Origin of the sequence: Mesorhizobium sp. M0909, from assembly GCF_040319515.1 — a bacterium.
Lineage (GTDB): Bacteria > Pseudomonadota > Alphaproteobacteria > Rhizobiales > Rhizobiaceae > Mesorhizobium.
Window position 1 is genome coordinate 17,279 of sequence record NZ_JAMYOA010000013.1, and the last position, 21,980, is coordinate 39,258.

Consider the following 21,980-nt stretch of genomic DNA (forward strand, 5'->3'; position numbering starts at 1 on the left):
CGTGTTGCCTCTCATCTGCCTGCCCGTCCCCCGCAGCAGCTGCGCTGCAGCTGCGGAGGGTGGACCGGCATCTCCCCGTAAACGGGAAAGGCGCTGTCGCCAGCCCATGCTTGCCCCAGGAGACAATCCAGCACCCATGACCTACGCCGTGTCCGAAATACGATCCGTCGGCAGGCCGCGAAAAAAGCGGCTATCCCATGCCGCAATCGAGCCCTGGCTTTATCTCAGCCCGGCGATCGTGCTGCTGGTCGTCGTGCTGCTGGTGCCGCTGGTTATCGGTATCGGTTACTCGTTCCGCAAATTCTCCGCTTTCAAATCCGAATATGTCGGACTTGGGCAGTATCAGGCGATGCTGTCGGATCCCGTGCTCGGGCAGGCGCTCGTCAACACGCTGTGGTGGACGGCAGCCAGCCTGTTCTTCCAGTTCTTCCTCGGCCTTGGCCTGGCGCTGCTGCTAGACACGCCGTTCCGGGGCAGAAAGATCGTGCAGGCGGTGGTGTTCCTGCCCTGGGCGGTGCCGTCCTTCCTCTCGGGCCTGACCTGGGCCTGGCTGTTCAACCCGATCATCGGGCCGCTGCCGCATTGGCTCTACGCCTCGGGGCTGAAGACCGAGCCAACCAACGTGCTCTCCGATCCCTCGACAGCCATGTGGGGACCGATCGTCGCCAATGTCTGGTTCGGCATTCCCTTTTTTGCCATCACGCTTTTGGCGGCGTTGAAGTCGATCCCGTCAGAACTGCATGAGGCGGCGGCCATCGACGGCGCCTCGCCGTGGCAACGCTTTACCAAGGTGACGTTGCCGTTCCTGGCGCCAACCATCGTCATTACCGTCATGCTGCGCACGATATGGATCGCCACCTTCGCCGACCTGATCTTCGTCATGACTGAAGGCGGGCCTGCCGGTTCGACGGCCACGGTGCCGGTCTATATCTACGTCAGCGCGTTCAAGTCGCTGGACAAGGGCTATGCCTCCGCTGTGGCGGTGCTGCTGCTTGTGCTGCTCATCGTCTATGCGGTTGCGCTGATCGGCATCCGCCGTTCGCTGGTAAGGCACGTCTGATGATTGCCGGACGCTCCGTCTCCTCGCGCGTTCTCGGCGGCATCGGCCTTTACGGCGCGATCGGAGCCTACATGGCCTTCGCGCTGTTCCCGATCTTCTGGACGTTGAAGATCTCGGTCACGCCGGAGCGGCTGCTCTATTCCGAAGGCATCACTTTCTGGCCGTCGCAAACGACGCTGCAGAACTTCGTCACCGTGCTCGAAGCCACCGATTTTCCGCGCTATTTCCTAAACAGCGTTATCGTTTCGGTGTCGACGGCTGCCTTCGTAACGGTCATTGCCACGCTTGCCGGCTACGCCATGTCGCGTTTTTCGTTCCGCGGCAAGGCGACCCTGGCTATCCTGCTTTTGCTCACCCAGACTTTCCCGCTGGTGATGGTCATTCCGCCGATCTACCGCATCATGGGGCAGATCGGTCTCATCAACAGCCTGACCGGCCTCGTCATCATCTACACCGCCTTCAATACAGCCTTTGCAACCTTCCTGATGCAGTCGTTCTTCGACGGCATCCCGCGAGACCTGGAAGAGGCAGCGATGATCGACGGCTGCACGCGCCTGCAGGCGATGCGCAAGGTGATCGTGCCGCTGACGCTGCCCGGCATGGGGGCGACGCTTGGCTTCGTCTTTACCGCCGCGTGGAGCGAGTTGCTGTTTGCGCTGATGCTGATTTCCAGCGACGAGCAGAAGACTTTCGCGGTCGGCTTGCTCACCTACATCGGCAAATTCGCGGTCGACTGGGGACAAATGATGGCGGCTTCCATCCTGGCGCTGATCCCCGTCTGCGTCTTCTTTGCCTTCCTGCAACGTTACCTCGTCACCGGCCTTACCGCCGGCGCCGTCAAGGGATAGATCGATGGCCTCCGTCACACTCGACAAAGTCCGCAAAGACTATGGAGCCGTGCGCGTCCTGCACGCGGTCGATCTCGAAATCGCCGACGGCGAGTTCGTGGTCCTGGTCGGCCCGTCCGGCTGCGGGAAATCGACCCTGCTGCGCATGATCGCCGGGCTGGAGGAGGTCTCCGGCGGCGAGATCCATATTGGCGAGCGCCTGGTTAACGACATCGCGCCAAAGGACCGCGACATCGCCATGGTGTTTCAGTCATACGCGCTCTATCCGCATATGGACGTGTCGAAGAACATGGGCTTCAGCCTGATGTTGAGGAAGGCCGGCAAGCCAGCTATCGAAGCAAGGGTGGACGCCGCCGCCAAGCGGCTCGGGCTCGATGCCCTTCTGCAACGCCTGCCGCGGCAATTGTCCGGCGGCCAGCGCCAGCGCGTCGCCATGGGGCGGGCCATCGTGCGCGACCCGAAGGTCTTTCTCTTCGACGAGCCGCTTTCGAACCTCGACGCCAAGCTGCGCGTCCACATGCGTGCCGAGATAAAGGCGCTGCACCAGCAATTGAAGACCACTTCGGTCTATGTCACCCATGACCAGACCGAAGCGATGACAATGGCCGACCGTATCGTCGTCATGCATGACGGCCTAGTCCAGCAGGTCGGCGCGCCGCTCGATCTGTACGACCGGCCGGTCAACATGTTCGTCGCCGGGTTCATCGGCTCGCCCGGCATGAATTTTCTGCCTGCCGTGGTTGAAAAGGGCGCCGGGCCGGATGCCATCCTGGCCGACGGCCAGAAGCTGAGGCTGCCCGACGGCCTGCCGCTCAGGGATGGCGATGCGATCACCGTAGGCTTGCGGCCCGAGCATATCCGGCTCGCCGACAATGGCGCGCTGAAAAGCGAGGTGGGCGTGGTGGAGCCGCTCGGCTTGTCGACCCAGTTCTATACCAGGCTTGCCGGCCAGCAGGTCTGCGTGTTTGCCATGGGCCGGGCCAGCGTGAAACCGGGTGAGGGTGTGCGCCTGTCGGCTGATCCGGCGTCGCTGCATCTGTTCGATCCGGCAAGCGGCGATCGCATCGACTAGAGCCGTTCCGGTTCTCTTGGAACCGGTAACTCGCTCTAACTATCTGTTTTGCCGCATTTATGCGGACGCCAAATGATTCCATTTGGCTGCAAAATGCTGTAGTCCTGAATTCCCGAAACGAAAAACGCCGCCCGGAAGGCGGCGTTTCAGTACTGCGAGAGAAACCCGATTACTTAATCTTGGTTTCCTTGAATTCGACGTGCTTCTTGGCGACCGGGTCGTATTTGCGGAACGACAGCTTGTCCGTCTTGGTGCGGCTGTTCTTGCTGGTCACGTAGAAGAAACCGGTGTCGGCGGTCGACAGAAGCTTGATCTTGATGTTTGCGGCTTTGGCCATGATGTTCGTCCGTTAATGTTCGTGGAGTTTTGGCCGCTGGAGCACGGGAAACACCCGGACGCGGGAAACTTGCCGCGACACATAAAGAACGCGCCCGGAAAGTCAACCCTTGTCCAGGCTCATGCGTCTTCCGTGACTGGCAACACCTTCTTCCAATCGCCCGTCGTGTTCCACCAGCGGTTCGGGTTGGCGCGGTCGTCGAGACCCTTGGAGCGGCTGGCAAGCAGTGGCTGAATGCGGATCACCGGCTCCTGATAGCTGTGAACCTGGTAAATCGCTTCGACGACGCGAGCGGCGAGCTTCTGATCATCGGGCAGTTCGAACGACACCTCGACAGTCCCAGGCCGCCTGCGCAATTCCGTCTCGGCGCCGGCGGCGGCGCCTTCAAGCGGCCGGTAGCGTTCGATGCCGTCCGCCGACTGAAAGGCATTGCTGTCATATTTGCCCATTCTGAGCGGCGCGATCGCGACCACCGCTTCCATGATGCGATCGACATCAGCTGCCGGTGCCTGAAAGGTCACCAGCAGCAGCAATTCCATCCGCAGCGATTTCGTTTCAAAGCCACTATCGATCATCCGAGGTCTCCCTGCTTATGCACTTTGGGGGAGCATATACTCGAGCCCTCCTGACATGGTTATGTCAGTAGTTGGTCAGCAGTGGGAGCGATGTCGGAAGCTGGACCGACTCAGAGGATTTTGCGGAGCAGCCTGGTGCCGACCAGCACGATATAGCAGGCGAAGAACAGGCCGAGCGCCCAACCGAAGCCCGACGGCCCGAAAGCGTCCATGCCGATGCCGATTGCCTGCGGGCCAAGCACCATGCCGACGCCGTAGCAGAGCACGAAGGCGGCGTTGGCGGAGGCCAATTCATGGCCGGAAAGCTGCGAGCCGAGATGCGCCAGGCCGATTGTGTACATGGCAGCGACCACACCGCCCCAGACGAACAGAAGCGCTGCCATCATATGCCAGTTCTGCGCGAAGAACGGCATGAAGATTGTGCCGGCAAGCCCGACGGTGGCACAAGCCATCAGCAAATAGCGGCGGTCGCTGACGCGGTCGCTGATCATGCCGATCGGGATCTGCAACAGCACGTTGCCGAGGCCGATCATGGTGAGCAAAAGGGCTGCGTCCGCCTCTGAGTAGCCGATGCGGCTACCATAGACGGGAAACAGCGCAAAGCCGCCGGTCTCGACCGCGCCGAACACCAGCACGGCGGCGGTCGCCGTCGGCACCAGCCAGATATAACGCAGGAAATTGCTGGTTTCGCCGTCCGAGACGATCGTCGGGCTCTCGTTGCGTGCCGCCAGCACCGGTATGGCAGCCAGCGTAACCAGCGCGATGGTGACGCCGAAAGGGAGGAAACCGCTGCTGCCAAGGTGGGCGAACAGCCAAGGCCCGGCGGCAAAGCCGAGAGACAGCACGGTGGCATAGATGCCGAGGACCAGTCCGCGCCGGTGTGGTGGCGCCGAGGTGCTGATCCAGAATTCCGACAGGATGAACAGCACCGTCAGCGCGATATGCAGCAGGACCCGCAGCGGAAACCACATCCAGAAAGCTGGCGCGAAATGGAAACCGACAAAGGCCAGCGCTCCGGCCGCAATCATGGCAAGCATTGTCCAGGCGACCCCGAACCGCATGGCAAGCGGAGTGGCGAGCGGTGCGCCGGCGATCGAGGCGAGGCCGGCGACCGCGGTGTTGAGGCCGATCATCGACGCGGAGTGGCCGCGCGTTTCAAGAATCACGCTGAGCAGCGGCATGCCGAGGCCGATGGCAATGCCGACGACGCTGATCGACGAGATCGCCGCGACCATCGGCAGCCAGTGTACGCGTTCCTTGCCCTGCGGCTGGATGTCGACTGTCATGGAATGCCTGGCTGCTCTAGAGAATTTCGCGGACGATGCGATTGCGGACAAGCCGGTAGAACGGCACGCGACCGCCGGGGCTCAGCAGCGGATCCTGGGCGAGGCGGGTTTCCAGTCCCTCCAGGACCGTGCGCGTGATGTCTGGGATATCTGCTTGCCTGGCCTTGGCCAGCGGCAGCCAAACGACGTCCTCCAATTCGTTGGTCGGACCGCCATCCGGCAGTTCCACGGCGACATCGTCGCGCCATGCGGCGAGAAAGCGCGTATCGAACCGGCGCACCCGGTTGGGCGGGGTGATGGCGCGTGCGACGAAGCGCAGCGCTTGCAGTGATGGGATGACGCCGTGCTCGACAAAGCCCTGCCAGTCGCGCTTGGCGGTTGCGAAGACCCCTTTTTGGCCGATCAGCAGGCCAGCCTCCTCATAGGTTTCGCGGATTGCCGACAGGGCAATGGCGCGGGCGCGGGCCGGGCTGGTGCGGCCGATGCCAGCGGTCAATCTCGCTTCTTCGTCGGGATGAAGTGCGGTGGCTGTCGGGATGTGGCTGTCGGCCGGATCGGTGCGGCCGCCCGGAAACACGAATTTTCCCGGCATGAAGGCATGACGGGCGTGGCGGCGGCCCATCAGCACCAGGATCTCGTCGCCCTTGCCGTCGAGCAGGATCAGCGTCGCGGCGTCGCGCGGGCGTATAGGCTTGGCGTCGAGCGCGACCCGCTCAACCTTGTCGACTTCCGCCTTGGTCACAACGTCCATGCGCTCGACCTAGCGGAATCTTCTCCGATGCGAAAGTGGCGTCCAGCCATGCCGATTGCGCCAGCCTCGGTTTCAAGCCTCGGGATGCGACTCGATCAGATCTTCGTCACCGCCAAAGCCGTGCATATAAAACGCCCATTGCAAGCCGATGACAGCGCCCTTGACTGGCTGCAGCAGGACGACGGCGAGAATGATGGTCAATAGCACCCAGATGGCGATGTGCTGCCAGGTCGACAGCGTCGAGGTCGCCTCGACACCCATGAAAGCGCCAAGCACGATGTGGCCGACAATGACCACCACAAGATAGGCCGGCAGGTCGTCGGCGCGATGGTGGTGGAGCTCCTCGCCGCAATGATCGCATTTGTCGACCGTCTTGACGAACGCGCGAAACAGCTTGCCCTCACCGCAATGCGGGCAGCGGCCGAGCATGCCGCGCTTCATTGCCGTCCATAGCGGCCGGGCGGTCCGGCCCGAGTGATGTTCGCCGCCGAAAACCCGTTCTTCCACCTGCAGTTCTGTTGGCATTACCGTCTCCTGCCGCGGGAGCCTGGACGCGATTGCGACGCCCGGGCGCGGCCTTTGGCCTTGTGGAACGACCGTTTGGAGCCGGGCAGCGGCTTTGGCTCGGTCAGCATCTCGAAACGCATCGCGCCGGCCATCGGCGCCACCTCGATCAGGCGAACCTCGACGCGATCAGCAAGCTGATAGCCCTTGCCGGTGCGTTCTCCGAAAAGCGATCGAGCAGTTTCGTCGTATATATAGTAGTCGCCGCCCAGGGTTGAAACCGGAATGAAGCCATCCGCGCCATACTGCGGCAATTGGACAAACAGGCCCGATTTGGTGACGCCCGAGATACGGGCGTCGAAACGGTCGTCGATGCGCTCGGCGAGATAGGCGGCGATCAGCCGGTCGACCGTGTCGCGCTCGGCCGCCATCGCGCGCCGCTCGGTCGCCGAAATCAGCGCCGAGACCTCTTCCAGCCGCTCCGCCTCGTCCTGCGTCAGGCCCCCCGGACCAAGGCCGAGTGCGGCTATCAGCCCGCGATGCACGATCAGGTCGGCATAGCGACGGATCGGCGAGGTGAAATGCGCGTAGCGCTTCAGGTTGAGGCCGAAATGGCCGATATTGGCGGGCGAATATTCGGCCTGGCTCTGCGAGCGCAGCACCACTTCGTTGACCAGTCCCTCATTGTCGGCGCCGCGCACGCGAGCGAGGATGCCGTTGAACTGGTTCGGCCGCATCTGCGCGCCGCGCGCCAGCGACAGGCCGAGCGTCTGCAGGAATTCACGCAGCGATTCCTGCTTGGCAAGCGAAGGCGCATCGTGGATGCGGTAGACCAGCGCCTGCCGCTTCGCCTCGAGTGTCTCGGCTGCGGCGACATTGGCCTGGATCATGAACTCTTCGATCAGCTTGTGCGCGTCGAGCCGCTCCGGCACGACGACCTTGTCGACGGTGCCGTCCTGCTTGAGCAGGATCTTGCGCTCGGGCAGATCGAGTTCAAGCGGCTGGCGCGTGTCGCGGCCGCGCTTCAGGATCCCGTAGGCGTCCCATAGCGGCTTCAGCACCGCATCGAGGATCGGGCCAGTCGTGTCGTCCGGTGCGCCGTCGATCGCCGCTTGCGCCTGCTGATAGGCGAGTTTCGCCGCCGACTTCATCATGACGCGATGGAACGAGTGTCTGAGTTTGTGGCCATCGGCCGAGAAAGTCATCCGCACCGCTATCGCCGGACGATCCTGGCCCTCGCGCAGTGAACAGAGGTCGTTCGAGATGCGCTCCGGCAGCATCGGCACGACGCGGTCGGGGAAATAGACAGAATTGCCGCGCTTCAGCGCTTCGCGATCGAGCGCCGTGCCATAGCGCACGTATGCAGCGACATCGGCAATGGCGACGGTGACAACCACGCCGCCGGCGTTCTTCTCGTCGGTGTCGGGCATGGCGAACACCGCGTCATCATGATCCTTGGCGTCGGCCGGATCGATGGTGAGCAGCGGCAGCTCGCGCCAATCCTCGCGGCCGGCAAGCGTCGCCGGCTTGACCGCCTCCGCCTCGGCGATGACGTCGGCGGGAAAAATATGCGGAATGTCATGTGCGTGAATGGCGATCATCGAGACCGCCTTTTCGCTGGTCAGCGAGCCCAACACCGCCAGAACCTTGGCTCTCGGCAGCCCGTAGCGGGAGGCCCGCGCCGGCTCGACCTCGACCAGGTCGCCGTTCTTGGCGCCGTTCTGGAATTCCTTGTCGACGACCAGCTCCGGTTGGCGCCTTTCCACCGGCTCGATGCGGAACGTGCCGTCCTTCAGCACGCGAAAAACGCCGAGAACCGCATCGGTGCGCTTCTCGAATATCTTCATAACCCGGCCGGTATAGGCGGGGCCCGCCGGGTCGTCGGTCGGAAAGGTCTTGGCCAGCACGCGGTCGCCGATACCAGGCGTCGGCCCATTGCCGCCGCGCGACACGCGGATCGCTATGACCGGAGGTTCGCCATTGCCGATCGCTTCGGTCGGGTGCGCCAGCAGCACACCATCGGCGTCACGGCCGAAGATGTCGAGCACCGCGACGTGGGGCAGGGCGCCGACACGGGCGAGCCGCTTGCGCTCCTTGGTCAGCAGGCCTTCATCCTGCAGGTCGCGCAAGACGTCCTTCAGCCAGATACGGTCTTCGCCGCGTAGCGCAAACGCCTTGGCGATGTCGCGTTTTCCGGCGCGGTCCGGATTTTCGGCGATGTAACGCAGTATCTCGTCGCGTGACGGCCGGTAATTGTCCCTGACCTTGGCGCGGGTATCGGCGGTGCGCAGATCGCCGTGGCTTCTTCCGGAGACTTTGCGCGCCAACCCGTCCTATCCCTTTTTCCTGGCCGCCGGTTTTTTGGCTGCAGCTGGTTTCTTGGCAGGCGCGGCCGCTTTGCGGAAGGGCTTCCTGGCGCCATTGCCGCCCTTAGCTTCCTTTTCCGCAATGAGCGCCACGGCATCGTCGATCGTCACCGATTGCGGATCCTTGCCCTTCGGCAGCGTCGCATTGACCTTGCCGAAATTCACATAAGGGCCGTATTTGCCGTCGCGCACGACGATCTTGCCGCCGCCGGAAGGATGCTCGCCAAGTTCCTTGAGCGCAGCGGCTGTGCCGCCATTGCGGCCGCCTTTGCCCTTCAATTGCTTCTCGGCGATCACCGAGACGGCGCGATTGAGGCCGATCGAGAACACGTCCTCGATGCTGTCGAGATTGGCGTAGGTGCCGTCATGCAGCACGAACGGCCCGTAGCGCCCCAGCCCGGCCGAAATCATCTTGCCGGATTCCGGATGCCTGCCGACGTCGCGCGGCAGCGACAACAAGGCGAGCGCCTTTTCATGATCGATCGAATCGGCAGTCCAGCCCTTGGGCAGGCTGGAGCGCTTGGCATCCTTACCGTCGCCGCGCTGGATATAGGGGCCGAACCGGCCATTGCGCAGCGTGATCTCCTCGGCGGTATAGGGGTCCTTGCCGAGCAATTTGGTGCCGTCTTCGCCACCGCCGTTCTCGCCATTGGGATTGGCGGCGTCGCCAAGCTGGCGGGTAAAGGAGCATTCGGGATAGTTCGAACAGCCGACGAAGGCGCCGAACTTGCCGAGCTTCAGCGACAGGTTGCCGGTGCCGCATTTCGGACAGATGCGCGGGTTCGAACCGTCTTCGCGCGCGGGAAACACCAGCGGCGCCAGTTCCTCGTTCAACGCATCGAGGACGTCGGTGACCCGCAGCTCCTTGATGTCGGCGACGGCGCCGGAAAAATCCTTCCAGAAATCGCGCAGCACGTCCTTCCAGGCGAGCTTGCCGTCGGAGATTTCATCGAGTTTCTCCTCGAGCGAAGCGGTGAAGTCGTACTCGACATAACGCTCGAAGAAGCTTTCGAGGAAGGCTGACAATAGCCGGCCCTTGGCCTGTGGCACCAGCTTGCGCCTGTCGATGGCGACGTAATCGCGATCCTCGAGCGTCTTCAGGATCGCCGTATAAGTCGACGGCCGGCCGATGCCCAGCTCTTCCAGCTTCTTGATCAGCGAAGCTTCCGAATAACGCGGCGGCGGCTCGGTGGTGTGCTGGGTGGCGTTGATCGCCTCGCGTGTGAGCTGCTCGCCGGCACGGATCTCGGGCAGGCGGCGGCTTTCCTCGTCTTCCGAATCTTCTTCCTTTTGCTCGATGTAGGCAGCAAGGAAGCCGTCGAAACGAACAACGGAGCCGACAGCACGAAGCTCGGCGGTACGCGAACCGTTGATGGCCTCGATCTCGACCGTGGTGCGCTCTATCTCGGCCGGCTGCATCTGGCTGGCGATGGCGCGTTTCCAGATCATCTCGTAAAGCCGCGCTTGGTCGGCGTCGAGATACTGCCTGACGGAAGCCGGCGTGCGCATGAAATCGGTCGGACGGATCGCTTCGTGCGCCTCCTGGGCATTCTTGGCCTTGGCGGAATAGTAGCGCGCCTTTTCAGGCAGGTATTTGGCACCGAATTCCTTGGTGATCGCATCGCGTGCGGCAGAGATCGCCTCCGGTGCCATCTGCACGCCGTCGGTCCGCATATAGGTGATCAGGCCGGTGGTCTCACCGCCGATCTCCATGCCCTCATAGAGCCGCTGCGCCACCTGCATGGTGCGGTTGGCCGAAAAGCCGAGACCCGACGAGGCTGCCTGCTGCAGCGTCGAAGTGGTGAAGGGCGGCCCGGGATTGCGCTTGGTCGGCTTGGCTTCGACCGACGCCGCCTTGAAGCTGGCGCCTTCGAGCATCGCCTTGATGTCGTCGGCCTGCACCTTGTTGGAAATGTCGAGCTTTTGCAGCTTCTTGCGCTCGAAGGTGGTCAGCCGCGCCTCGAAATTTTCCTTGCGCGGCGTGCCGAGAATGGCGGCGACCTGCCAGTATTCCTCGCGGACGAAGCGCTCGATCTCGGATTCGCGGTCGCAGACCAGACGCAGCGCCACCGACTGGACACGGCCGGCGGACCGGGCGCCGGGCAGCTTGCGCCACAGCACGGGCGACAGCGTGAAGCCGACCAGATAGTCGAGCGCACGGCGGGCGAGATAGGCATCGACCAGCGGCGCATCGATCTGGCGCGGATTGGCCATCGCCTCCAGCACCGACGCCTTGGTAATGGCGTTGAAGACGACGCGGCTGACCGGCTTGTCCTTCAACGCGCGCTTTTGCTTCAGCACTTCCAGGACATGCCAGGAGATCGCTTCGCCCTCGCGGTCCGGATCGGTGGCGAGGATCAGCCCGTCGGCGTCCTTGACCGCCTTGGCGATATCGGCGAGACGCTTTCCAGACGCGGTGTCGACGGCCCAGGACATGGCAAAGTCCTCATCCGGACGCACCGAGCCATCCTTGGCCGGCAGATCGCGGACATGGCCGAACGAAGCCAGAACCTTGTAGTTCTTGCCGAGGTACTTGTTGATTGTCTTCGCCTTGGCCGGCGATTCGACGACGACGACGTCCATACGGTCTCATATCAGTTGTGATGCGGCAGAAGAATTCCGCTGCGCGCGACGAAATCTCGTTCAATGTGTCGCTCACATGGCCGCGCTTTTGCATCCGGTCAAGGCCAAGCAGTCAAAATGCGGCCCTGCACCGAATGCGCAACCCAGCGGCGCGCCATGCGATTTCCGCAATCCTGGACAAGGGAAATGAGCAGCCTATCGCTGGACAAACCCGGCAATTGATCCTGGAGAACGGGACAAACTCTCCCGCGGATATAAGAGAAACATCGAGCACGCGCCAGCCCCGCTTGAACAGATGCTGTGAAGCGCGCAATCGGTAGCCCGGCATTTGCCCGGATAGTTGCAAGGAACTGGCGTGCTGAAAAGTTGGCCGCCGGGGCGGTTGGGTCAAGCTCCTAGCGACCAGCCGTGTTACCGCCTGTTACAGCGGATCAGAAGCTCAAGGCTTAGTCGGCCTTGGCGATATGCCAGGCGCCGCCGACACCCTCGCCGGTGACGTCGCCGGCCTTCTTGTCCTTGATGAACGTGTAGAGCGGCTTGCCTTCGTAGGCCCACATCCTGGTGCCGTCGGTGCGGTCGACGATCGTCCATTCGCCCTCGGCCTTGGCGTTGGCGTCAGCCTTCAGCGGCGGCCAATTGGCGGCGCATTTGTCGTAACAGTTCGACTTGCCGGCCTCGTCCTTGTCGTAGGTGTAGAGCGTCATGCCGCTGGCGTCGGTGTAGATCTTGGTGCCGCCGACCTCCGCTTCCTTCCACGCCTCGGCGGCGAAGGATCCGGCAGTGCCGAGCAAAAGCGCCGCCATGCCAATTGCGATTGTTTTCATGGACCTCTCCCTGAATGTTCGAAAAGCGCGCGGAACCGCGGCTTCTTCTGGTCAACGCTGCCCGGCTGCCCTTTCTTCCCGCACTGTTTTCCATTGATCCAGGCGACGGCGTCGACTTGCTACCCAATGTGATGGGGGCCACGCGATGGTGATTGGCGGACGGACGTTGTCGCGGCTATATGGCTGTGCAGTCATCTGGAGACGGAAATGGCGTTGGACGTCGGCTATGTCAGTGCGATCGGGGCGGGAGCAATTTCGTTCCTGTCCCCCTGCGTGCTGCCACTGGTGCCGCCTTACCTGTGCTATATGGCCGGCGTGTCCGTCGACGATTTCCGCGGCGAGGCCGGCATTACGGCAAAGGCCGGTGCGCGAGGCGCGCTGGTTAATTCCTCCATCGCCTTCGTGCTCGGCTTCTCGACCGTCTTCGTCGCGCTCGGCGCTGGCGCCTCGACCATCGGCCATTTGTTACGGGTCTGGCAGGAGCCGCTGGCAATGGCGGCCGGTGTGCTGATCATCCTGATGGGGCTGAATTTCCTCGGCGTACTGCGTATCCCTTTGCTTTCACGCGAGGCGCGCTTCCAGTCACAAGGCAAGCCGGCCAGCCTGATCGCCGCTTACGTCATGGGCTTGGCCTTCGCCTTTGGCTGGACGCCCTGTATCGGCCCGGTGCTGGGGCCGATCCTGACGCTCGCCGGCGGTCGCGAGACGGTGGGCGAGGGCGCGCTGCTGCTTGCCGCCTACTCGCTCGGCCTCGGTATCCCGTTCCTGATCGCTGCGCTGTTTTCCGGCGCCTTCATGCGCTTTCTCTCGAAATTCCGCGTCCATCTCGGCCGCGTCGAAAAAGCCATCGGCGCGCTGTTGGTGGTCGCCGGCGTGTTTTTCCTGACCGGCGGCGTGCAGACGATGTCATATTGGCTGCTCGAGAATTTTCCGGTGCTGGGGCAATTGGGCTAGGTTTGCCGCCCGACGTGGTCTGTTCAGCCTTCGAAATAGCCCGGCTGGTCGATATCAGCGATCAGCCCAGGTCCGCTCGGCTGCCACCCCAGCAGCGCCTGGGTCCGTTCGCTTGAGGTCGGGACATCCATCGCCGCGAACATCGCGAACCAGCCAAAATGATCGGCGGCTTCTTCGGCGGACTTGGCGAGGACCGGCACGTTCAGGCGCCGGCCGATCACGCCGGCGATGTCCTTGAACGGCACGCCTTCTTCGGCGATCGCGTGATATCGCGCGCCACCGGCTCCATGCTCGAGCGCAAGGCGGTAGACGCGGGCGGCATCGAACCGATGCACGGCAGGCCAGCGATTGAGCCCTTCGCCGATATAGGCCGACACGCCCTTCTTGCGAGCGAGGTCGATGAGAATAGGAACAAAGGCGTGGTCGCCCTGGCCATGGACCGACGGAGGAAGGCGGACAACCGATGCGCGCACCCCGCGTGCCGCCAGCGCGGCGGCTGTCGCTTCGGAGGCGCGGGGATATGAAGCGGAAGAGGGGACAGGCGCATCTTCCTCGGTCGCGATACGGCCCCGCGCCTGGAGCGCGGTCCCCGAGGTGACGAGCAGGAGGCGCTCGGAGCCTTCGAGTGCTCCGCCCATCACCTCGATGGCACGCCGGTCCATCTCGCAGTTTTGCGCGAACTTCGAGAAGTCATGGTTGAACCCGGTGTGGATAACCGCATCGGCGGCTGCCGCGCCCCTGCGCAGGCTCTCCACGTCTTCGAGGTCGCCTCGATGCATCTCGGCTCCAGTGGCGGCGAGCGACTTGGCCGATGCCTCCGAGCGGGCGAGGCCGAGCACCTGATGGCCGGCGCCGATGAGTTCTTGAACGACGGCAGAACCGACGAATCCGGTCGCTCCGGTAACGAAAACACGCATCACGACTTGTCCTTGTTCGTTTCTGACCACGACCATTTTCGCGGCCCGGTGACGTAGTGATAGGCGCTTGAGGAAATACGATCTATGCGGTAAAGTCCGTATTATCTTCGCAATCGTCCGGAATGACACGTGGATCCTCTTTCAGATGTGCTCTCGCTGCTGAAGCCGCGAAACTATATGTCGGCCGGCTTCGATGCAGGTGGTGAATGGTCGATCCAGTTCCCCGACCAGCAGCAAAGCATCAAGACCGGAGCGGTGGTCTCCGGCCGGTGCTGGCTGTCAGTAGAGGGCGTTGCCGACGCAGTGCGCCTTGAGACGGGGGACTGCTTCCTGTTGCCGAGTGGGCGGCCTTTCCGCCTTGCAAGCGACATGAGTTTGTCGCCTGTTGAAGCCATCAAGATTTTTCCGCCTGCGCGAGCCGGCGGTGTCGTGACCCACAATGGCGGCGGTGATTTCTTTCTGGTCAGCAGCCGCTTCGCGCTTGGCGGCAATCATGCCGGCATCCTGTTGCGGATGCTGCCAGCCATTGTGCATATCCGCAAAGAGTCGGACCAGTCGGCGCTGCGCTGGTCGGTGGAGCGGATGATGCAGGAGCTGCGCGAGCCGCAGCCGGGCGGCTTTCTGGTGATCCAGCACCTCGCCCACATGATGCTGGTTCAGGCGCTGCGGCTGCATCTTTCGGAAGGATTGAAAGGCGGCATCGGCTGGCTCTTTGCTCTCGCGGACAAACAGATCGGCGCGGCGATCAGCGCCATGCATGACGATCCGGCGCATGGCTGGACGTTACAGGAACTGGCGGAACGGGCCGGCATGTCGCGATCGACCTTTGCGCTCAGATTCAAGGAGACGGTCGGCGCGTCGCCGATGGACTATTTGACGCGCTGGCGAATGCTGCTGGCCGGGGATCGGCTGACGAATTCCAGCGATCCCGTCGCAGTCATCGCGCTGTCGCTCGGCTACGAATCCGAAAGCGCCTTCAGCACTGCTTTCAAGCGGGTCATGAACTGTTCGCCACGGCAATACGGCCGTGGCCGAGCCCCCAGCTCCGCATCACGCAACGAGGCGGAAGCCGCCTGAGCCGATCGGCCTGAGCGTGCCGCGGGCTGGAGGTTCCACCGTCTCACCGGAATTTAACCGCATTGGTGCAGCATGGCGCCGGTGCTACTAACGCTCCGATTCCAGATCCCTTTCAACGGTTGCTGTCCCCATGAGCCAGAGATCCTGCCTGTCCATCATCCTCGCTGCCGGCGAAGGCACGCGCATGAAGAGTGCCGTGCCGAAAGTGCTGCACACAATCGCCGGCCTGCCAATGGTTGCCCATGTCGTCAAGGCGGCCGAAGCCGCCGGCAGCGGCGATCTGGCGCTGGTGATCGGCCATGGCGCCGATGACATGCGCAAGGCCGCACTCAAGTTTGCGCCCAAGGCCGAAGCTTTCGTCCAGGAGAAACGTCTCGGCACCGCGCACGCCGTGCTTGCCGCGCGCGCAGCAATATCAAAGGGGTATGACGACATCCTGGTGATGTTTGGCGACACGCCGTTGATCGATCCGGAAGCGCTCGCGGCGGCGCGGCTGAAGCTGGCCGAAGGTGCGGCCGTCGTCGTGGTCGGCTTCCGTACGGAAAATCCTTCGGGCTACGGCCGGCTTATCGAAAAGGCCGGCAAGCTCGTGGCCATCCGCGAGGAGAAGGACTGCTCGGACGAGGAGAAGAAAATCACCTTCTGCAATGGCGGGCTGATGGCGGTCGCCGGCAGGCACGCGCTGAAGCTGCTCGATCAAGTCGGCAGCAAGAACGCCAAGGGTGAGTATTATCTCACCGACATCGTCGAGATCGCCGCTGCGCAGGGACTTGATGTCGTAGCCACCGAAGCCAGTTTCGAGAATGCGCTCGGCATCAACAACCGTGCCGAGCTTGCCCAGGCGGAAGGTATCTGGCAGGCGCGTCGACGGCAGGAAGCGATGCTTTCCGGGGTGACACTGGTTGCGCCCGAAACCGTGTTCTTCTCGCACGACACCGAGATCGGCGCCGACACGATTGTCGAGCCCAATGTTTGGTTCGGCCCAGGCGTGAAAATCGCGACGGGCGCCAAGATCCATGCCTTCAGCCATATCGAAGGCGCCACCATCGCGTCGAATTGCGATGTCGGGCCGTTCGCGCGGCTGCGGCCCGGGGCCGATCTGAGAAACAAGGCCAAGGTCGGCAATTTCTGCGAGGTGAAGCAGGCGATCGTCGAGGAGGGCGCGAAGGTCAACCATCTGACCTATGTCGGCGATGCCCGCATCGGCGCAGGCGCCAATATTGGCGCCGGCACCATCACGTGCAATTATGACGGTTATTCGAAATTCTTCACCGATATCGGCGAGGGTGCCTTCATCGGCTCGAACTCTTCGCTGGTGGCACCGGTGTCGATCGGCAAGGGCGGCTACATCGCCTCGGGCAGCGTCATTACCGAAAGCGTACCCGACGATGCGCTGGCCTTCGGCCGCGCCCGTCAGCGGACTCTGCCCGGCAAGGGCAAGGAGTTGCGCGAACGGTTTGCTTCGGCGGCGGCGGCCCGTAAAAAAGTGTAGGCGCGACGAGCGGGATCATGTCTTTGACTGATTTCTGGAGCCGTTGGGCCGAAATAGGATACAGAAGCGGAGAAACTGAGCAATTGCAGTAACCGGATTGCAAGTGCGCCCTGTCATGGTGCATCTGTGCAGGACAGTCCGGCTGATACCGGACGAAATGGAATGTGATTTTTCGCGACGGCCCGGCAGTCTCTAAATGGCGCCGGGTTTGAGGTCGGAATCGGGGGCAGGCGCGATGTGCGGTATCGTTGGAATTGTCGGTAACTCGCCGGTCGCGCCGCTTATCGTCGATGCGTTGAAAAGGCTCGAATATCGCGGCTATGACTCGGCCGGCGTCGCCACGATCGAGCACGGCAGGCTTGACCGCCGCCGCGCCGAGGGCAAGCTGGTCAATCTCGAGCGCCGGCTGAAGGACGAACCGCTCGACGGCATGATCGGCATCGGCCACACGCGCTGGGCCACGCATGGCGTTCCGAACGAGAGCAATGCGCATCCGCATTTTTCCGACGGCGTCGCCATCGTCCATAACGGCATCATCGAGAATTTCGCCGAATTGCGCGACGAGCTGATGCGCGACGGCTACAGCTTCGCCTCACAGACCGATACCGAAGTCGTCGCGCATCTGGTGGCGCGCGAACTGGCCAGGGGGCTGAAGCCGGTCGAGGCGGCGCATAAGGCGCTGAAGCGGCTGGAAGGCGCCTTTGCGCTCGCCATCATGTTCAAGGGCGACGAGGATTTGATCGTCGGCGCGCGCAATGGCCCGCCGCTCGCCGTCGGTCACGGCGACGGCCAGATGTTCCTTGGCTCCGACGCCATCGCGCTTGCCCCGTTCACCAATTCGATCACCTATCTGGAAGACGGCGACTGGGCGGTAGTGCGCCGCAACGAGGTCGATATTTTCGACATGGGCGGCAACAAGGTCGACCGCAAACGCCAACAGTCGCTCAGCACGAGCTTCATGGTCGACAAAGGCAACCGCCGCCATTTCATGGAAAAGGAAATCCATGAGCAGCCGGAAGTGATCTCGCACACGCTGGCGCATTATGTCGATTTCGTCGGTTGCGCCTCGAAGCCGCTGGCTCTGCCGTTCGATTTCGCCAAGATCGACCGGCTGGCGATTTCGGCCTGTGGCACCGCCTATCTCGCCGGGCTCATCAGCAAATACTGGTTCGAGCGCTATGCGCGGCTGCCGGTCGACATCGATGTCGCTTCGGAGTTCCGCTACCGCGAGATGCCGCTGTCGAAGAACGATGCCGCTTTCTTCATCTCGCAATCGGGTGAGACCGCCGACACGCTGGCATCGCTGCGCTACTGCCGCAAGGCTGGCATGAAGATCGGCGCGGTCGTCAATGTGCGCGAATCGACCATGGCGCGCGAATCCGACGTCATCCTGCCGACATTGGCCGGCCCGGAGATCGGCGTCGCCTCGACCAAGGCGTTCACCTGCCAACTTTCCGTGCTGGCCTCGCTGGCGGTGCGGGCCGGCGTGGCGCGCGGAACGATTTCGCATGAGCACGAGAAAACGCTGATACGCGAGTTGTCGGAAGCGCCGCGTTATGCCAACCAGGTGCTAAAGCTCGACGGGCAGATTGAAAAGATCGCGCGCGACCTCTCGCACTACAAGAACGTGCTTTATCTCGGCCGCGACACCAATTTTCCGCTGGCCATGGAAGGTGCGCTGAAGCTCAAGGAGATTTCCTATATCCATGCCGAAGGATATGCTGCCGGCGAGCTGAAGCACGGGCCGATTGCGCTGATCGACGAGAACATGCCCGTCATCGTCATCGCCCCGCATGACCGCATCTTCGAAAAGACAGTGTCGAACATGCAGGAGGTGGCGGCGCGCGGCGGCAAGATCATCCTGATCACTGACGGCAAGGGCGCGGCGCACGCTACGGTGAAGACGATGGAGACGATCGTTTTGCCGGACGTGCCGGAAATCATCTCGCCGATCATCTACGCGCTGCCGATCCAGATGCTCGCCTACTTCACCGCCGTGTTCATGGGTACGGACGTCGACCAGCCTCGCAACCTGGCGAAATCGGTAACGGTGGAATAGGTCTCGTTTAAAAACTTCGCCATTCCAAAGCGCCTTCGGGTTCAGTAGTGTCGCGCTGCAAACACACGCTGCGGTGAACCATGTCGGATGCTCTCAAGACCTCAGGCATGACCCGGCTGAGAAACTATTTCCTGACCGGCTTCGTTGTTTGCGCGCCGCTCGCGATTACCGCCTACATTGCCTGGTCGCTTATCGGCTGGGTCGATTCCTGGGTCAAACCCTACATTCCGGTACGCTACAATCCGGACACCTACCTGCCGTTTCCAGTGCCGGGCTTTGGGCTGATCGTTGCCCTGATCCTCATCACTTTCATCGGCTTTATGACCGCCAATATCGTTGGCCGCGCCATCGTCAACTTCGGCGAGCGCCTGCTTGGTCGCATGCCGCTGGTGCGCGGCATCTACCGTTCGCTGAAGCAGATTTTCGAGACCGTGCTGTCGAACAAGGGCGACATGTTCCGCCAGGTCGGGTTGGTCGAATATCCGCGCAAAGGGGTCTGGTCGCTTGTCTTCGTCGCCAGCGAGAAGGAAACCGAGATCAACCAGAAGCTCGACCGGGAAGGCGATCCGCTGATTGCCGTATTCATGCCGTGTACGCCCAACCCGACGACAGGCTTTCTGATGTATGTGCCGAAATCCGACATCGTATCGCTCGACATGACGATCGAGGACGGAGCCAAGCTGATCGTGTCGGCCGGCCTGGTGGCGCCAGCGGTCAAAATGATGACGGTGAACGGCGAGCAGATCCACGGCGCGCTTGCCAATCCTCCGCTCGACACGATGCCTCAGCCGGCACGCAGGAGCCGCACGGCCTCGTCGCGGCCGAACAGATAGAGCAACAGGCGCAGCGCCGTGCCGCGTTCGGACTGCAGTTCCGGATCGCGCGACAGGATCAGCCGCGCATCGTCGCGAGCGGCCTCGAGCAGGTCGGCATGCACCTCGATGCGCGCCACCTGGAAGCCCGGCGTGCCGGACTGGCGGGTGCCGAGCAACTCGCCTTCGCCGCGCAGCTTCAGATCCTCTTCGGCGATACGGAAACCGTCCTCGGTCTCGCGCATCACCGACAAACGGCGTTTTGCCGTCTCGCCAAGCGGGTCCTTGTAGAGCAGCACGCAGGATGAAGGCTTGTCGCCACGCCCGACCCGGCCGCGCAATTGGTGCAACTGGGCGAGGCCAAAGCGCTCGGCATGCTCGATGACCATGATCGTCGCATCAGGCACATCGACGCCGACCTCGATGACCGTGGTGGCGATCAGGATACGGGTGTCGCCCTGTTTAAAGGCGCGCATCGCCTCGTCCTTGTCGGTGCCTTTCATGCGGCCGTGCACCAGGCCGATGCGGTCGCCGAACAGCGGCTTCAGCGAGGCAAAACGGTCCTCGGCCGACATCAGCTTGATCTCCTCGGATTCCTCGACCAACGGACAGATCCAGTAGATTTTCTGGTCATCGGCGACAGCGTCGAGCATGCGTCCGATCAGTTCGTCGAGCCGTTCAAGCGGCAAGGTGACGGTGCGGATCGGCTGGCGGCCGGCCGGCTTTTCCGTCAGCTTCGACACATCCATGTCGCCGAATGCAGTCAGCACCAGCGTTCGCGGTATCGGCGTTGCTGTCATTACGAGCATGTCGGGCGCATCGCCCTTGGCGGTAATGGCAAGGCGCTGGTGGACGCCGAAACGGTGCTGCTCGTCGACGACGGCGAACACGAGGTCACGGAACGTCACTGTCTCCTGGAACAGCGCATGGGTGCCGACGACGATGTCGATGTCGCCATTGGCCAGCCCGGTCAGCGTGTCGGCGCGCTCGCGGCCCTTTTCGCGGCCGGTGAGGATGGCGACGCGCAGGCCGGCCCGTTCCGCCAACGGCGCAATAGTTGCCAGATGCTGGCGCGCCAAGATTTCGGTCGGCGCCATCAATGCCGCCTGGCCGCCGGCCTCGACGGCACGCGCCATGGCAAGCAGCGCGACCACCGTCTTGCCGGAGCCGACATCGCCCTGCAAAAGACGCAGCATGCGTTCGGGGTCACCGAGATCGGCGTTGATTTCGGCAAGCGCCATTTCCTGCGACATGGTCAGCGAATAGGGGAGTGCCACGCGCAGTTGTTCGACTATGCGGCCGTCGCCGACGAGTGGCCGGCCCGATAATCGGCGGACCTTGGCCCGCACCAGCGCCAGCGATACCTGGCTGGCCAGGAACTCGTCATAGGCAAGGCGCCGCCATGCCGCGCCGTCGACAGAGACGTCGATCGGGTCGGCAGGATGGTGGATGCGGTTGAGCGCATCGCCGAAAGCGGGAAAGGCGTGGCGGCGCCAGAACTCGCCGTCCTGCCACTCGGGCAGCACCGGCAGGCGGCCCAGCGCCTGGCCGATGGCCCGACGCAGCACCTTGGCCGAGAGCCCGGCGGTCAGCGGATAGACCGGCTCGACCAACGGCAGGTTTTCCGCGTCGCCGGCAAGTGCGATATGGTCGGGGTGAACCATGGTCGGGCGGCCGTTGAACCATTCCATGCGGCCTGAGACGACGACATGCTCGCCTACGGGCATTGCTTTTTCGAGATAGGCGGCATGGGCATGGAAGAAAGTCAGCGCGATCTCGCCAGTGTCGTCATGGGCGTAGACCCGGTACGGGACCGACCTGTTGCCGCGTGGGGGCGGCTGGTGGCGGTCGATGCGTACGTCGAGTGTGACAATGGCGCCCTCGGCCGAACCAGCGATGCCCGGCCGGTTGCGGCGGTCGATGACAGTATGCGGCAGCACGAACAAGAGGTCCCCGGCGCGCGCGGTCCGGTCGCCGACGTCGGCCGTCACGACTTTCTCGATCAGCGCACCAACCTTCGGCCCGACGCCGGCAAGCGATGTGATCGGGACAAACAAAGGGTCGAGGAGGGAGGGACGCATGATGTCAGCTTATGTTGCGCCGGCCGTAGCGCAAGGCTGACACCGACTTCTATCCACGCTATATGCGCCGCCTGGGCAAGGATGTTGCACGATGACCGGAACGAAACGATCCAGCGAGGGCCTCGATGCCCGCCGGCGCAAGCTTCTGTTTCGTTCGTGGCACCGCGGCATGCGTGAGATGGACCTTATACTCGGCAGCTTCGCCGATGCCGAGATCGGCGCCTTGACCGGCGACGAAATCGACCAATATGAGAGGCTCCTCGACATTCCCGACACCGAATTCCTGCCCATCGTCACCGGCGAGCGCCCGATCCCGGCGACTATCGATTGTGCCGTCCTGCAAAAAATCCTGGCCTCGCGCCGGCCCCTGACCTTCTGAACA

General features: G+C 62.9%; 20 protein-coding genes. 10 read left to right on the forward strand and 10 right to left on the reverse strand.

Annotated elements, in window-relative coordinates; genetic code table 11:
• Positions 1–136 precede the first annotated feature (136 nt).
• Genes NKH83_RS20090 through NKH83_RS20100 form a run of 3 tightly spaced genes read left to right on the forward strand, consistent with a single transcriptional unit; the run spans position 137 to position 2,980 of the window.
• On the forward strand, positions 137–1,060 hold the full coding sequence (locus NKH83_RS20090; protein ID WP_254820141.1) for a carbohydrate ABC transporter permease: 924 nt from the start codon (positions 137–139) through the stop codon (positions 1,058–1,060).
• A complete protein-coding gene (locus NKH83_RS20095; protein ID WP_352508829.1) occupies positions 1,060–1,908 on the forward strand; it encodes a carbohydrate ABC transporter permease in 849 nt (282 codons plus the stop codon). The genes NKH83_RS20090 and NKH83_RS20095 overlap by 1 nt, the downstream gene beginning before the upstream one ends.
• Before the next feature lie 4 nt (positions 1,909–1,912).
• Positions 1,913–2,980 carry an ABC transporter ATP-binding protein gene (locus tag NKH83_RS20100; protein ID WP_352806892.1) on the forward strand — a complete coding sequence of 356 codons (1,068 nt, stop codon included), beginning with the start codon at positions 1,913–1,915 and terminating at the stop codon, positions 2,978–2,980.
• 169 nt (positions 2,981–3,149) lie between these two features.
• On the opposite strand, the gene rpmG is transcribed toward NKH83_RS20100, so the two are convergent.
• The 8 genes from rpmG to NKH83_RS20140 form a co-directional block, all read right to left on the reverse strand.
• Positions 3,150–3,317: a 50S ribosomal protein L33 gene (rpmG, locus tag NKH83_RS20105; protein ID WP_006201775.1), complete on the reverse strand. Its 168-nt coding sequence runs from the start codon at positions 3,315–3,317 to the stop codon at positions 3,150–3,152.
• 119 nt (positions 3,318–3,436) lie between these two features.
• Positions 3,437–3,892: a YqfO family protein gene (locus tag NKH83_RS20110; RefSeq protein WP_352650484.1), complete on the reverse strand. Its 456-nt coding sequence runs from the start codon at positions 3,890–3,892 to the stop codon at positions 3,437–3,439.
• Positions 3,893–4,002: 110 nt separating this feature from the next.
• Positions 4,003–5,178, reverse strand: a complete 1,176-nt coding sequence (locus tag NKH83_RS20115) for an MFS transporter (protein ID WP_352508826.1) — start codon at positions 5,176–5,178, stop codon at positions 4,003–4,005.
• Positions 5,179–5,194: 16 nt separating this feature from the next.
• Positions 5,195–5,929 carry an NUDIX hydrolase gene (locus NKH83_RS20120; RefSeq protein WP_352806895.1) on the reverse strand — a complete coding sequence of 245 codons (735 nt, stop codon included), beginning with the start codon at positions 5,927–5,929 and terminating at the stop codon, positions 5,195–5,197.
• A 72-nt stretch (positions 5,930–6,001) separates the two neighbouring features.
• Positions 6,002–6,454 (reverse strand): DUF983 domain-containing protein, encoded by a 453-nt coding sequence (locus NKH83_RS20125; protein ID WP_352806896.1) that lies wholly within the window; start codon positions 6,452–6,454, stop codon positions 6,002–6,004.
• A complete protein-coding gene (gene rnr / locus NKH83_RS20130) occupies positions 6,454–8,760 on the reverse strand; it encodes a ribonuclease R (protein ID WP_502895593.1) in 2,307 nt (768 codons plus the stop codon). The genes NKH83_RS20125 and rnr overlap by 1 nt, the downstream gene beginning before the upstream one ends.
• A gap of 6 nt (positions 8,761–8,766) precedes the next feature.
• Positions 8,767–11,382 carry a type I DNA topoisomerase gene (topA, locus tag NKH83_RS20135; RefSeq protein ID WP_352806898.1) on the reverse strand — a complete coding sequence of 872 codons (2,616 nt, stop codon included), beginning with the start codon at positions 11,380–11,382 and terminating at the stop codon, positions 8,767–8,769.
• A 446-nt stretch (positions 11,383–11,828) separates the two neighbouring features.
• On the reverse strand, positions 11,829–12,206 hold the full coding sequence (locus NKH83_RS20140) for a COG4315 family predicted lipoprotein (RefSeq protein WP_352479023.1): 378 nt from the start codon (positions 12,204–12,206) through the stop codon (positions 11,829–11,831).
• Between the two features lie 14 nt (positions 12,207–12,220).
• Here NKH83_RS20140 and NKH83_RS20145 point away from each other — a divergent pair, with 14 nt between their 5' ends.
• The gene (locus NKH83_RS20145) at positions 12,221–12,358 is read left to right on the forward strand and encodes a hypothetical protein (RefSeq protein WP_352806902.1); all 138 of its coding nucleotides are present in this window, start codon (positions 12,221–12,223) and stop codon (positions 12,356–12,358) included.
• A gap of 55 nt (positions 12,359–12,413) precedes the next feature.
• Positions 12,414–13,160, forward strand: a complete 747-nt coding sequence (locus NKH83_RS20150; protein WP_352479022.1) for a cytochrome c biogenesis CcdA family protein — start codon at positions 12,414–12,416, stop codon at positions 13,158–13,160.
• Between the two features lie 23 nt (positions 13,161–13,183).
• On the opposite strand, the gene NKH83_RS20155 is transcribed toward NKH83_RS20150, so the two are convergent.
• Positions 13,184–14,077, reverse strand: a complete 894-nt coding sequence (locus tag NKH83_RS20155; RefSeq protein WP_352479021.1) for an SDR family oxidoreductase — start codon at positions 14,075–14,077, stop codon at positions 13,184–13,186.
• A gap of 129 nt (positions 14,078–14,206) precedes the next feature.
• Between NKH83_RS20155 and NKH83_RS20160 the strand changes: the two genes are divergently transcribed.
• From NKH83_RS20160 to NKH83_RS20175, 4 genes are all read left to right on the forward strand, one after another.
• Positions 14,207–15,154 (forward strand): AraC family transcriptional regulator, encoded by a 948-nt coding sequence (locus tag NKH83_RS20160; RefSeq protein ID WP_352479020.1) that lies wholly within the window; start codon positions 14,207–14,209, stop codon positions 15,152–15,154.
• 130 nt (positions 15,155–15,284) lie between these two features.
• Positions 15,285–16,646: a bifunctional UDP-N-acetylglucosamine diphosphorylase/glucosamine-1-phosphate N-acetyltransferase GlmU gene (gene glmU / locus NKH83_RS20165; RefSeq protein WP_352479019.1), complete on the forward strand. Its 1,362-nt coding sequence runs from the start codon at positions 15,285–15,287 to the stop codon at positions 16,644–16,646.
• 235 nt (positions 16,647–16,881) lie between these two features.
• On the forward strand, positions 16,882–18,705 hold the full coding sequence (gene glmS / locus NKH83_RS20170; protein ID WP_352479018.1) for a glutamine--fructose-6-phosphate transaminase (isomerizing): 1,824 nt from the start codon (positions 16,882–16,884) through the stop codon (positions 18,703–18,705).
• A gap of 80 nt (positions 18,706–18,785) precedes the next feature.
• Positions 18,786–19,538 carry a DUF502 domain-containing protein gene (locus NKH83_RS20175; RefSeq protein WP_352479017.1) on the forward strand — a complete coding sequence of 251 codons (753 nt, stop codon included), beginning with the start codon at positions 18,786–18,788 and terminating at the stop codon, positions 19,536–19,538.
• Here NKH83_RS20175 and recG read toward each other — a convergent pair.
• Complete coding sequence (recG, locus tag NKH83_RS20180; RefSeq protein WP_352479016.1) at positions 19,490–21,598, reverse strand: ATP-dependent DNA helicase RecG; 2,109 nt, start codon at positions 21,596–21,598, stop codon at positions 19,490–19,492. The two genes, NKH83_RS20175 and recG, sit on opposite strands and share 49 nt — an antisense overlap.
• Before the next feature lie 91 nt (positions 21,599–21,689).
• Here recG and NKH83_RS20185 point away from each other — a divergent pair, with 91 nt between their 5' ends.
• Positions 21,690–21,977: an FAD assembly factor SdhE gene (locus NKH83_RS20185; RefSeq protein ID WP_254820156.1), complete on the forward strand. Its 288-nt coding sequence runs from the start codon at positions 21,690–21,692 to the stop codon at positions 21,975–21,977.
• The last annotated feature ends 3 nt before the right edge of the window (positions 21,978–21,980 follow it).